13 protein-coding genes and 1 riboswitch are annotated in these 12134 nt (G+C 45.6%); all 13 genes read left to right on the top strand.

Annotated elements, in window-relative coordinates:
• The first annotated feature begins 43 nt into the window (after window positions 1-43).
• Window positions 44-658 (top strand): MotA/TolQ/ExbB proton channel family protein, encoded by a 615-nt coding sequence (locus MXE28_RS05425; RefSeq protein WP_226974305.1) that lies wholly within the window; start codon window positions 44-46, stop codon window positions 656-658.
• Between the two features lies 1 nt (window position 659).
• Window positions 660-1064 carry a biopolymer transporter ExbD gene (locus MXE28_RS05420; protein ID WP_021840787.1) on the top strand — a complete coding sequence of 135 codons (405 nt, stop codon included), beginning with the start codon at window positions 660-662 and terminating at the stop codon, window positions 1062-1064.
• 8 nt (window positions 1065-1072) lie between these two features.
• Window positions 1073-1810, top strand: a complete 738-nt coding sequence (locus MXE28_RS05415; protein WP_247239912.1) for an energy transducer TonB — start codon at window positions 1073-1075, stop codon at window positions 1808-1810.
• A 268-nt stretch (window positions 1811-2078) separates the two neighbouring features.
• Window positions 2079-4313 carry a TonB-dependent siderophore receptor gene (locus MXE28_RS05410; protein ID WP_127057951.1) on the top strand — a complete coding sequence of 745 codons (2235 nt, stop codon included), beginning with the start codon at window positions 2079-2081 and terminating at the stop codon, window positions 4311-4313.
• A 12-nt stretch (window positions 4314-4325) separates the two neighbouring features.
• Window positions 4326-5321, top strand: coding sequence for an iron ABC transporter permease (locus MXE28_RS05405; protein ID WP_226974306.1), 996 nt, complete (start codon window positions 4326-4328; stop codon window positions 5319-5321).
• Window positions 5321-6328 carry an iron ABC transporter permease gene (locus MXE28_RS05400; RefSeq protein WP_127057949.1) on the top strand — a complete coding sequence of 336 codons (1008 nt, stop codon included), beginning with the start codon at window positions 5321-5323 and terminating at the stop codon, window positions 6326-6328. The genes MXE28_RS05405 and MXE28_RS05400 overlap by 1 nt, the downstream gene beginning before the upstream one ends.
• Before the next feature lie 3 nt (window positions 6329-6331).
• Entirely contained in the window at window positions 6332-7216 is an 885-nt protein-coding gene (locus tag MXE28_RS05395; protein ID WP_247239911.1) for an ABC transporter ATP-binding protein, read from the top strand.
• Window positions 7213-8454 (top strand): ABC transporter substrate-binding protein, encoded by a 1242-nt coding sequence (locus MXE28_RS05390; RefSeq protein ID WP_247239910.1) that lies wholly within the window; start codon window positions 7213-7215, stop codon window positions 8452-8454. The genes MXE28_RS05395 and MXE28_RS05390 overlap by 4 nt, the downstream gene beginning before the upstream one ends.
• A 150-nt stretch (window positions 8455-8604) precedes the next feature.
• Entirely contained in the window at window positions 8605-9183 is a 579-nt protein-coding gene (locus MXE28_RS05385) for a hypothetical protein (protein WP_127057948.1), read from the top strand.
• 717 nt (window positions 9184-9900) lie between these two features.
• On the top strand, window positions 9901-10335 hold the full coding sequence (locus tag MXE28_RS05380; protein ID WP_127057947.1) for a MarR family transcriptional regulator: 435 nt from the start codon (window positions 9901-9903) through the stop codon (window positions 10333-10335).
• The gene (locus tag MXE28_RS05375) at window positions 10319-11158 is read left to right on the top strand and encodes a pirin family protein (protein WP_226974310.1); all 840 of its coding nucleotides are present in this window, start codon (window positions 10319-10321) and stop codon (window positions 11156-11158) included. The genes MXE28_RS05380 and MXE28_RS05375 overlap by 17 nt, the downstream gene beginning before the upstream one ends.
• Before the next feature lie 152 nt (window positions 11159-11310).
• Complete coding sequence (locus MXE28_RS05370) at window positions 11311-11520, top strand: (4Fe-4S)-binding protein (RefSeq protein ID WP_127057945.1); 210 nt, start codon at window positions 11311-11313, stop codon at window positions 11518-11520.
• A 54-nt stretch (window positions 11521-11574) separates the two neighbouring features.
• Window positions 11575-11850, top strand: coding sequence for a GNAT family N-acetyltransferase (locus tag MXE28_RS05365; RefSeq protein ID WP_021842360.1), 276 nt, complete (start codon window positions 11575-11577; stop codon window positions 11848-11850).
• A 119-nt stretch (window positions 11851-11969) separates the two neighbouring features.
• Window positions 11970-12071, top strand: a riboswitch (TPP riboswitch).
• The last annotated feature ends 63 nt before the right edge of the window (window positions 12072-12134 follow it).

Here is a 12134-nt window from a genome sequence, read left to right as displayed (position 1 = left end):
GCGGTGATTAATAGATTATTTTATTTAAACAAAGGAGTATCTCATGGAACTATTAGAATTATTTCACCAAGGCGGATTAGTAATGTATCCGTTGTTACTTTGCTCGATTATAGCTATCGCTATCTTGGTAGAACGGGTGCGCACCTATCGTGCAGCGCAATCCAATATGAATCGTTTGCGCGAAGAAGTACCTGTGTTAACGGCAGCCAATAATCAAAAAGGTTTGGAAGCTTTGTGTGCCGAAGATGGCGGTGTGGCAGCCGAAATGCTTACGTCGGCTATTTACCGCGACACAGTTAAATCCAAAAATGCCGCGTTACAGGGCGCAGCCGGTGCCATTGCGGGTCGCTTACGTGCTCGCTTGAGTTATTTGGAAACTATCGTTACCTTGGCTCCGCTCCTCGGTTTGCTCGGTACGGTTACCGGTATGATCAGCTCTTTCAGCGTGTTATCTGTATCCGACGGTCAGCCATTCGCTATTACCGGCGGCGTGGGCGAAGCGTTGATTGCTACAGCAACAGGCCTTGTTGTGGCTATCGTAGCCCTCGTTATCCATTCCTATTTGGTGCATAAACAAGACGGTCTTATTACCGATATGGAAGAAATCGGTAATGTGTATATGAATGCGGCCGTTGATGTTGTAGCGAAAGAGGCTTAATGTGAATATCCGAAGCCTTCGTACAACTAATAAACCAAAGCTTATGATTATCCCCATGATTGACATTATATTCTTCCTATTAGTGTTTTTCATGATGAGTATGTTGTCCATGGTCGTGCAAAAATCCATGCCTGTGAACTTACCGACAGCCACAGCCAGTTCGGTTGATTTGCAGCGTAAGATTCCGATTACCATCACGGCGGATGGCAAAATTTATGTAGAGCAGGATGCGTACGACTTGAACGGTATGGCCAAACGTCTTGAAGCTGAAAAAGCTAAAGGCGGTGATTTAACGATTATTCTCAGAGCCGACCAACGTGCGCAGTATGGTGAATTTGTTCAAGTTTTGGATACGCTCAAAAATATGCAGCTCAATAAGATTGCCGTAGCTACCGAAAGTAAGTAGGTGATAGTATGAGTGAAAACGTACAAGAGGTAACGCAAAAAACGTCGCCGTTTGCTCATATTTATAAAAATCGCTGGCGCATGGCGATTACGACGTCCGTGATTATCAATGTGGCGTTGATGAGCGGTATGGTGTGGTCGTTTTTGCAAAAAACGGAACTCGTGCCCGATAAGACGCCGATTACCATCAGTGTAGTCGGAGATGCGGGTCCTTCGGCGGGGCCGGCTGTAGCAGCGCCGCAAAAGTCGACGGTACAACCGCCGGCACCGTTAACCGAAGAGCAGATTGCGGATATTAAAAACGGTGTGCCCGTAGAACAGGTAATCAAAAAAGATACACCGCAAGTACCGGCGGCACCGGTAGCACCGGCTGCAACCGGTTCGTATGCCGGTGAATCATCCGGTTCGGGCGGCGGCAGTGGCAGTGAAGCCGGCGAAGGAACCGGTAGTGGCGGCGGTAGCGGTCAAGGCGGCGTTGCCGGCGGCGAAGGTACTGAACCGGCCGGAGATATCGTCATTGATGCGGAATATTTAGGACCCCGTTCATTACCGGGTAAAGGTAATGTCGTGGTATATGTATTGATCAATGAAGCGGGTCGAGCTGTGGATGTAGATATTATCAGCAGCAGTGGTAACGGTTCGTTAGATCGCTGGGCGTTGCAACAGGCGCGCAGCAGTGCATACCGCCCTAAAACGGTGAACGGTGAGCCGGTTGTTTCCGAAGGGAAAATTGAGTTTGGCAGCTAGTTAAAATCTAATGAGCAACTGAATTAGTTTGGCAGGATGGTTTTAAGACAGTTGCTAGTAAAGGAAGCCGTAACAGGAGGGCAGGTAGGTCGCTCTCCTGTTTTCCGTTCTTATACTATAAAGTTGAATTTCAAGTTCCGAATATGAAATTTTAATAGCAATTAGTGATGCTAAGTTATATTGATTGTTAAAAGACGATTGTGGTTTTGTGTGCAGTATAGTTATACGGTGTTGTATAGCTTGAGTTTTGAGAGAGGAGACCTCGGTAATGAAGACAAATGGTGTGCGTGTGAAAAAAGGCCAAGCCGTACTGGCCGGTCGTGTGTTGGGCGCCTTAGTATTAGGCGGTTTATGGACTGTTGCGGCCGGTAATCAGGTAGAGGCGGCCCGTGATTACAGTAATTTGCAGGACTTGGGTAAAGTTACGTTAGTGGAAGAAAAGAAAGAGCCTGTAGTAGAGCAGGCGGAGCCAGAAACAGCGTCTGAAGACACTTATGCCGGCGGTCAGGTATCTCGTAAGAGCAGTATTGGCGTTTTGGGCAAAAAAGACTTCATGGAAGTGCCGTTTAATGTAATTTCCATTTCCGAAGAAACGATGCAGAACCAGCAGGCTAGCAATATTATCGACGTAGTGGCGAACGATCCGTCGGTTACGGATTTAACCTTGTCCGGAGCGTCCAATGCATGGAGTATCCGCGGTTTTAAAACGACCCAGCAGGATGTGCAGTTGAACGGTATTTACGGCGTTGCACCGCGTTACTATACGGGTATTGAGTACCTTGAAAATGTAGAAATTCTAAAGGGCCCGAGTGCGATGCTCAGCGGCATGGCACCAAATGATACGGTAGGCGGCGTTATTAACTATGTAACGAAACATGCCGGTGATGAGCCGAAAAATACCGTGACGTTGACCTACGGTGAGGGCCATCAGTTCACACAACAACTCGATATGAGCCGCCGTTTTAACGACGGTAAATACGGGGTTCGTCTCAACATCTTAAACCGTGGCAGCCAGGAAGATGCATACAAGAATGAATCTAACAGTGCCAACACCGTATTTATGGGTTTTGACGCCAAAGGGGAACGTTGGCGTACTTCCCTCGACATGGGCTATATTTATAACGATATTGAAAATCCTCAGTATCAGGTAACCATGTCTCAGGCTACGGCCAATAAGCTTACAGCCTTGCCGAGTGTGAGCGATGACGCTACGTTCGGGGCACCGGATACCTATCGTCGCGTGACTGAGAAATTTGCCCTTTGGAAAGGGGAATATGACCTTAACGATGATTGGACCGCTTGGGCCGCCTTTGGTATGCGTAATACCTCTCAGGACGGCTTATCTAACCGTTTCTTATTGAACAATGTAAACGGTAATGCTCGCGTTAGTTACGTACACAATCGCCAGATTAATAAGGCTATTTCCAGTGAATTTGGCGTTCGCGGTCATTTGCAAACCGGCTCTTTGTCTCATGAAGTAAGTATCGCCGCATCCCAAGTTCGTTACAAAGTATACGAAGATAAACCGTCCGTAACGCCAACGTACACAACTAATGTTTATAGTCCTTCTTGGCAAACGTATACCGACGGCAGCTATGGTCCGTACTTGATTCGTGATAATCGCGTGCAGCAAAGTGTAGGTATTAACGATATTATCTCCACGGCCGATAACCGTTGGAACTTTATTCTCGGCGGTCGTATTCAGCAGGTAAAAGACACCTCTTACAGCTACAGTGGCAGCACGTTGAAGAGCACGAACCGTTATGATGAAACGGCCTTTACGCCAACTTTTGGCATCGTTCATAAAGTGACTGATCGCATGTCCTTTTATGCGAACTATGCGCAGGGCTTATCCTTAGGTGAAACGGCGCCGGATGGCACGGAAAATGCAGGTGAAACGTTTGCACCGTATAAAACGACGCAGTATGAAGTGGGGGCTAAATTTGATTTTGGCAAAATCGCCACTACCATCAGTGCCTTTACCATGAAAAACCCAAGCTTTATCACCACGGATGACAACTATTATTCTTTAGCCGGTGAACAGCGTAACCGCGGTGTGGAACTTAGCGTATTCGGTGAACCTCGTGAAGGTACGCGTATTTTGGGCGGTATTACCTTCATGGATGCTAAATACATTACCTTGGCCTCTTCCTATGCCGGTTACGAAGGCAATCAGGCTACGGGGGTACCGCGTTGGAGTGGCGTTATCGGCGTAGAACAGGACATTAAGAGCGTGGAAGGCTTGTCCGTTAATACACGCTTGACCTATAACGGCAAGGCCTATGTAAATATGGCCAATACCCTCAGCACGAGCCCATGGGTTCGTTGGGACTTGGGTGCTCGTTATAAATTTACTTGGGACAAAACCCCGTTAACTGTACGCGCCAACGTGTACAACGTACTCGATACCGTTAAATGGCATGCCCTTCAAGGCAGCACGACGAATGCTATCTACTTAGGCAAAGGCCGTACCTTTACCTTATCCGTTTCTGCTGATTTCTAATCGAGGTAATACATGAATTGGAATCGAAGACCCTGGCTATTGGGCCTCTTATTGCTAGTCGGGCTAGTGCTGTTGGCGAGTTATTCACTCACCGTGGGAGCACGCCATATTCCTTTGCCGACAATATGGAAGGCGCTGGTAAACTATGACCCTTCACAGGTAGACGAGTTATTGGTGCAAACCTTGCGCGTACCGCGACTCCTGTTGGCCGTGGCCTGCGGTATCAGTTTTGGCGTAGCCGGGGCTTTGATGCAGGGGATAACGAATAATCCCATGGCCAGTCCGTCTATAATGGGGGTCAACTCCGGTGCTGCCTTAGGTTTGGCGGTCGCTATGATTTTGTTGCCGGACAGTAGCTTAAATGTAGCCGTATTATTTGCCTTTGGCGGCGCCGCTTTGGCGACGGTCATCATTATGGCACTGGCCAATCGCAACGGCAGCCGGATGTCGCCGGTTTTTCTCGCCTTAGCCGGTACGGCTGTGAGCGCCGTATTATTGGCCATTACACAGGCCTTGGTAGTCTATTTTGATGTGGCGCAGGACTTGAGTTATTGGACCGCCGGTGGCATCAGTGGCGTGCGTATGCCACAAGTTCTCTTGTTATGGCCGTGGACTTTGATAGGTGTAGTCATGGCAGTTAGTTTGTCAAAATCCGTAACCCTTCTTAGCTTCGGCGAGGAGATGGCTATCGGTCTTGGTGGCCACATGGGACGCATTCGCTTTTTGGCCGGTGTAGCGGTATTAATCCTTTGCGGATCCGCCGTGGCTATTGCGGGGCCTATTGGCTTCGTCGGCCTCGTGACACCGCATATGGCTCGCCAATTGGTGGGCATTGATTATCGCAAGGTAATTCCCATTACGGCTTTATTGGGGGCCATTTTATTGGTTGGGGCCGATTTGGTAGTTCGCAGTGTGGCAGCTCCCTTTGAAATACCGTTAGGTGCCATTACAGCGCTCATCGGCGTACCGTTCTTCCTCTACTTAGCGAATCGAAAGGGGGCACGGTAATGACACTTCGTCAAAAACAGTTCGCAGTATATAGCACCGTATTTCTGGTGCTCTTATTGCTGTTCTTCTTTCTCCATGTGAGTACCGGCTTTACCTATTATTCGCACAGCCATTTATTGGCTATTCTGTTAGGGGGCGGTACGGCGGAAGAAAATACGGTAGTCTTCGATTTTCGCTTGGTACGAGCGGTACTCGCTGTTTTAATCGGTATGGGCTTAGCCTTGTCGGGGGCTGTATTTCAGCAACTCACCCGTAATGAATTGGCCGGCCCGGGACTTCTTGGTGTCAATGCAGGGGCCGGTCTCGGTGTCATGATATTAATTTTTCTTACACCGATTGACCAAGGTCTTCCCATATGGTCATTGCCGATCGTGGCAGTCATGGGGGCTCTCGTGGCGGCCGGGAGCATCTACGCTTTGGCTATGCGTAAAAACGAAGCGGGCGGTACTTATGCGTTGGTGCTCAGCGGCATTACCTTGACGGCCGGTATTCATGCCTTGCAAACGTTACTAATAGTTCTTTTGTCGCCTGAAAAGTTTAATCAGGTCAATACTTGGATTATCGGGAATATTGCGGGCAACACCTGGGCGCATGTGTTAATTTTAGGAGCTGTGGTCGTCGTATTGGCGATTATACTCTATGCCAATCGGACAACCCTTAATATTCTTACGCTCCGCGATGAAACAGCCATCGGTCTTGGGGTGTCGCTCAAACGCAGTCGTCCGGGCTTCTTAATTTTGGCTGTTATTTTAGCCGCCACCTGTGTGGCCATTGGCGGCAGCATCGGCTTTATCGGGCTCGTGGCACCACATATTGCCCGGCGTTTAATCGGAGCCGATTGTACCTATGTATTGCCACTGACGGCGTTAATCGGAGGATGGCTTTTGGTAACGGCCGACTGGGTTGGCCGCGTTATTATTGCACCGGATGAAATGCTGGTGGGCATCGTGGTAGCTCTCATCGGAGCGCCGTATTTTCTATTTATTTTGGCACGGAAACGGGGGTAAGTCATGGATCATTCTGCAATGAACCGGTCTGCAATGGAGCAATCTGCAATGAGTCAATCTGGCATGAACGAATCTTCAATGGATTATTCTAAAAAAACGGATATTCAGATAGAAGGGTTGCGCACGGGTTATGACAAAACGGTCATCATCGACAATTTAAACCTTACCATTCCGCGTGGCAAAGTAACGGCTTTAATCGGTTCGAACGGTTGTGGCAAGTCGACACTTCTGAAAACAATATGTCGTATTATTACACCTATGAGTGGTACGGTGTATTTGGACGGCCAAGATATTCATAAAGAAAACACGAAGGTGTTGGCAAAAAAGATTGCTATTTTGCCACAGCATCCGACGGCACCGGAAGGGCTGACCATTCGTGAGCTCATCGCTTATGGCCGAGCGCCGTATAAGAACGGTGTTTTCACGCGGATGAAGCGGGAAGACCGAGATATTATTAACTGGGCTCTTAAAGTAACGCATTTGGAAGACTTGGCGGACAGACCGATTCATCGTTTATCCGGTGGGCAGCGGCAACGAGCATGGATTGCCATGGCTATTGCACAGGATACGGAAATCCTCTTCTTAGATGAACCGACCAGCTTTTTAGATATTGCGCATCAATTGGAAGTGTTGCAATTAGTGGCTGAACTCAATAAGACATATGGCAAAACCATTATCATGGTGCTTCATGAACTGAATCAGGCAGCTCGCTTTGCGGATCATATTATTGCCATGAAAGATGGCTCGGTGCGTTTTGAAGGCTCGCCGGAAGCGGTGTTTACGGCCGAAATGTTGGCTGATGTGTTCGGCATAACCGCCATGATTATAAAAGACCCGCTTACACGCTTGCCGTTTTGCATTCCACAAAACGTGGGAGGCTCTTTATGAGACAGTTGAAAACGTTGATGCGAGCCGTAACCGGGCGCAGACGATTGAAACCGTTAATGCAATCCATAACCGGATGTAGTAAATATTCCTTGGAACAAATCGTATCGGAAGCGAATGTGCGCAAGGTACAGCCTATAACTTGGCGAAAGGCTGCTATGGTAATGGCATTTTTACCTATATTGCTCGTGGCCGGATGCAGTTTTGAGGATGTGAATTGGTCTATCAAACCAAGTTTGGCGGCGGTAACGGCGAAGGCGAAGCCTTTATTCGACCCGAATGTGCTTAGAAGTGATGCATCGGCGGCGATTGATGCGGAACTGGCAAAGCGAAAAGTACAAGTTCAAAAGAAGGCGGACGCTCTTTTCACGGAACAGGATGGGCAGCTTATCTTAAAGCATAAATACGGTACCACCGTAATTCCTAAAGAGGCCAAACGGGTTGTGGTGATTCGTTTGGAGGATCCTATGGCGGCCTTGGGGGCGCCTATGGTGGGGGCGTATAATCCGCCGACTTTTTACCTCCATGACGAATTGACGGCCGAGGGTGTGGAACCCATCAGCATTAATGAAAATATCAAGGCCATCAACATGGAACAGGTGCAGGCGTTAAAGCCGGATTTGATTCTGTTGCGTGATTTTTTTGACCGTAATACTTATGTGGCGCTCAGCAAAATTGCACCCGTAGCGGCGTTAAGATTGCAAGATACGGAGGTCACGTTGCTCGCACTAGGTCGTATTCTTCATCGTGAAAAACAGGCTGAAGACCGTTTACACCTCTATTATGACCGCGTCAAAGAAGCTCGCATGGAGATTAAGGCTCATATTGGGAATGCACCGGTAGCATTGCTACGCGTTATGCGCAAAGAAGTGCGCCTGTATCCGTATTCGACGAACGATATTAATCGCTTCATGTATGAACTCTTGAATTTGCGACCGGACCCGATGTTGGTGGCGCAGGATTCTGGGGATACGAATGTGGTATCCCTCGAAATGTTGCCGGAGCTTAAGGCTGAGTACTTGATTGTAGCCAGTGGCTACGGACCAAGCAGTAGCGGTAATGCGGGGGCTGCTCAAAAGTACTATGAAGAACTGCAAGCGGATCCCTTGTGGCAAACCATTCCGGCCGTTAAAGACGGCCATATCCTAAACGTAAATCCGGTCCTTTGGAATGCCCACGGCATTATTGCCAAAGAGCGGGCCATTGAAGATTTGCGGCGCTATCTGACGACGGTGAAGTAAAATTTAATTTCACGGAACGTTATTTTATGAATTGTCAATGAGTCATTTTTAATATAAAATATAATCATGATTAGACCTTTTTGACATTCAATCTTAGGGACGATTGATACAGCAATGAATTGTTTAGGGATACTGTATTAGAGGTGACTTATGAAACGAATAGTAGCTTTTCTTATGATGATTCTGTCAGTAGTAATCATCGCCGGTTGCAGTAATGAGACGGCAACGACTAATACGACGCATACGAGCATTTTCACGGACCCGGAAATTATTACGAAAGCCATGGCTGATCTTCGTGAAATGCCGGAGCTCAAGGGTAAAGATTTGAAGCTGTTCCAAGATGTGACTGTATCGGACATTGATGGTGAAGGGAATGTCATTGACCTTGATGTGCTAAAGCCGGATACGACCGACAAGGTTGACCATTATACCTATATTAATGGCAAGTGGACTGGTCCGGAACCGGTGCAGCTCACCGGTGACGGCAATATGGACGATAATATCATGCCTATTAAAAGCATCGATTTTTCAAAAGTAACACAAATTTACAAGATTGCTGATGAAAAGGCCAAGGCGATTGAACAGGGGCAAGTCAATAAGAGTGTAATCTATGAATTCGATGTGGATGCGCATATGTACCGAGCTCATATTCATATTGAGGGAGCTCGTGAAAAATACACCGGCATCTTTGATGCCAATGGTAATTTGCTCATGATGCGGAAAGACTGATTTGAAAAGTGAAATAGGACGTAAAACCAAAGAGCGGTTCAATTTGTCCTATAAATCTAAAACTGCAATAATTGGACATGAATACAAAAAAGGTACATAAAATATGCAACATAAATCATGCATATTTTATGTACCTTTTGTTTTTGATTAGTGCTATACTATATTTCGAGAGTTATTAACGTGAGTTAGGTTCATCGCCATGAAAGGCGGTGATACTATGACTGTATATGAAGCCTTATCTTTAATGATAGCTTTTGCTACACTTGTGGTATTAATTATTTCTTTTAAAAGATAAGAAATAAACCTAACGTAAAAGAAGTATTAGCGGTACTTCACACGTTAGGTTTATCATTTCAAAGCATTTAGATGAGCCTAACGCTAGCTACACGTTAATAACTCTCTTTGTACGTTAAGTATAACACAAGTAAGCTATAAAATCAAAGTCGATAGTGGTGGAAAAGCCTTTTAATTCGCGGTTTTATTCTTATTTTACGGCGCTATTTTTACAACTTGTCATAGGGGTCTTTACAAATCGAAAGTTTTAGATTATAATATATCTAGTTAGATACATCTAATTAGATATAATTGAAACATATCTATATAATCTAATGTAATTTATATGTCCACCTCGTCGGAGAAGGGGGGATTGAATCCCACGGCTCCAAAGGTTGACGAAATAGTATTTTTAGCAAAACATCGTATGAAGGGGTTGATGCTTTGAAGAGTTTAGAAATGAGAGCGTTAGTAGGCCTTCACCGAAGTGTCAATATGCTCGATAAACTGACGGCGGACCTGGCAGCTAAGTATGAAGTGACGTTTAGCCAGTTCATGGTGCTGGAAGCCTTGTACAGCAAGGGCGATCTTACGGTGGGTGCCGTGCGTGAGCACATTTTGAGCAGTGTCGGTACAATTTCGGTTATTGTTAATAATTTAGTAAAAATGAAGTATATTGAGCGCTTGACGGATAAAAATGACCGCCGCGTATCAATCCTGCATTTGACTGAAGCAGGTCACAAAATTATCAGTCAATTGGCACCGGAAAACATAACTATGATAAAGGATGTACTTTCCGTGCTTGATGAAAAAGAAAAAGAAGATTTAGTAGCAATTTTAAGAAAAATTGGAGGTAAGACGGATGAAAAGAACCGTTAAAACAACAGTAAAAGGCTTTCAGACAATTGACGGAGCCGGTGTAAAATTAGTGCGTGTATTAGGCAATCAGACAATTAAAGAGTTTGATCCGATTTTAATGTTGGACTCGTTTGATAGTGTAAATCCGGACGACTATACGGCAGGTTTCCCAATGCATCCGCATCGTGGCATTGAAACAATCAGTTATGTATCACGCGGTAAAATGGTGCATAAGGACAGCCTCGGCAATGAAGAAGCCGTTACGGATGGCGAAGTGCAATGGATGAACTCAGGTTCCGGTATTTTGCACGAAGAATTAGTACCGGCGTCCGAACGCTTATTGGGCGTTCAACTTTGGCTCAACTTACCGCAAAAAGATAAAATGAGCAAACCAAGCTATCATGGTATTAAGCGAGCAGATATTCCGGAAATTCCGATTGAAGGCGGCATACTTCGCTTGTTAGCCGGTTCGTACAAAGAGCATCAGGGCTATGTGGGTGAACATTTACCGCTCAACTACTATGATCTCCAGCTCGAAGCAGGCGCTGAAATTACGTTGACCATGGGCAAAGATGAATCGGTTATGCTTTTCACCTTGATTGGCGATATTGAAGTAGACGGTCAACATATTGAAGAAAAAACCGCCGTTAAATTAACTGAAGGCGATAGCGTTACGATTAAAAACGGCGATAAACCGGCGCAAGTATTGTACATCGCGTCTAAGGCTTTGAATGAACCGGTTGCTTGGGCGGGTCCGATTGTAATGAACACGGAAGACGAAGTTAAACAGGCCTTTGTTGATCTTAGAAATAATACCTTTGTTAAAACAAAAGTGGATTATTAATTAGCTGAAGACACAATTTAAAAATTGTCTAGTCTTAGTATTAATTAGTGCGTAATTGGCCGTTTTTACAGTATAATAAATAGTAGAGAGTAGTTAAATTTTAATATCCTAAGTGGGAGTTTGGCCGTGTGACAGAATTATAGGAGGATTGTATGGCTGAAAAAACATATGAAACTGAAAGTTTAGTGATTCATTGGAAGCCTGATTTATGTCAGCATGCAGCTAAATGTGTAAATGGGGCGCCCGATGTTTTTGATGTGAGTCGTAAACCGTGGATTATGCCGGAAAACGGTACGACCGAAGAGATTAAAGCGGTTATTGATCAGTGTCCGTCCGGTGCACTTACGTATACGGAAAAATAAGATTTTTATACCGGCTATTAGTCTTTAGTCTTAAATACAACAGGAGGTTCGTAAATGATTAAAATTGTACATGAAGCGGATAAAAACAGAGCCGCTGCCTATGATGGTGACAAAAATATCGGTGAAAGCACCTATTCGCCATCCGATAAATTCTGGATTATCGACCACACCTTGGTAGATGAAAACTACGGTGGTCAAGGCATTGCCGGCCAATTAGTGGCTGAAATTGTAAAACAGGCACGCGAACGGGGCTTGAAAATTATGCCGCTATGCCCATTTGCCAAAAAAGAATTTGACCGTCGTCCTGAGTATGCCGATATCCGCATGTAAGGGCATTTACATGCAAATCGTAGTGATTAATACATAAAATTGAAGTTGGCTTTAGAATTTGCTAATTTTTATATATAGTTGTTTTTTACAAAAACCTGTACTATAATGTAAGAAATACACAAAAAAGCTAGGGGAGCCTTATGGCTGAGAAAAGTGCGTGAACACTTGACCCTTGACCTGATTCGGATAATGCCGACGTAGGAAAGCTGTACAGGACTTTTAAAGCTCATCCGCGTGGATGAGCTTTTTATTTTGGCTTTTTTGCGTATAACCTATTTTAGGAG

The sequence above is a fragment of the Veillonella sp. KGMB01456 genome (assembly GCF_023051165.1).
In the GTDB taxonomy this organism is placed as follows: domain Bacteria; phylum Bacillota; class Negativicutes; order Veillonellales; family Veillonellaceae; genus Veillonella_A.
The sequence above is the reverse complement of the archived record's forward strand: the minus strand, read 5'-3'. Positions and strand labels throughout refer to the sequence as shown.

Coding starts and splice junctions, on each gene's coding strand:
- MXE28_RS05415 (WP_247239912.1), top strand. CDS start 1,073: ATGAGTGAAAACGTACAAGAGGTAACGCAAAAAACGTCGCCGTTTGCT.
- MXE28_RS05395 (WP_247239911.1), top strand. CDS start 6,332: ATGGATCATTCTGCAATGAACCGGTCTGCAATGGAGCAATCTGCAATG.
- MXE28_RS05365 (WP_021842360.1), top strand. CDS start 11,575: ATGATTAAAATTGTACATGAAGCGGATAAAAACAGAGCCGCTGCCTAT.
- MXE28_RS05400 (WP_127057949.1), top strand. CDS start 5,321: ATGACACTTCGTCAAAAACAGTTCGCAGTATATAGCACCGTATTTCTG.
- MXE28_RS05410 (WP_127057951.1), top strand. CDS start 2,079: ATGAAGACAAATGGTGTGCGTGTGAAAAAAGGCCAAGCCGTACTGGCC.
- MXE28_RS05425 (WP_226974305.1), top strand. CDS start 44: ATGGAACTATTAGAATTATTTCACCAAGGCGGATTAGTAATGTATCCG.
- MXE28_RS05390 (WP_247239910.1), top strand. CDS start 7,213: ATGAGACAGTTGAAAACGTTGATGCGAGCCGTAACCGGGCGCAGACGA.
- MXE28_RS05405 (WP_226974306.1), top strand. CDS start 4,326: ATGAATTGGAATCGAAGACCCTGGCTATTGGGCCTCTTATTGCTAGTC.
- MXE28_RS05370 (WP_127057945.1), top strand. CDS start 11,311: ATGGCTGAAAAAACATATGAAACTGAAAGTTTAGTGATTCATTGGAAG.
- MXE28_RS05375 (WP_226974310.1), top strand. CDS start 10,319: ATGAAAAGAACCGTTAAAACAACAGTAAAAGGCTTTCAGACAATTGAC.
- MXE28_RS05385 (WP_127057948.1), top strand. CDS start 8,605: ATGAAACGAATAGTAGCTTTTCTTATGATGATTCTGTCAGTAGTAATC.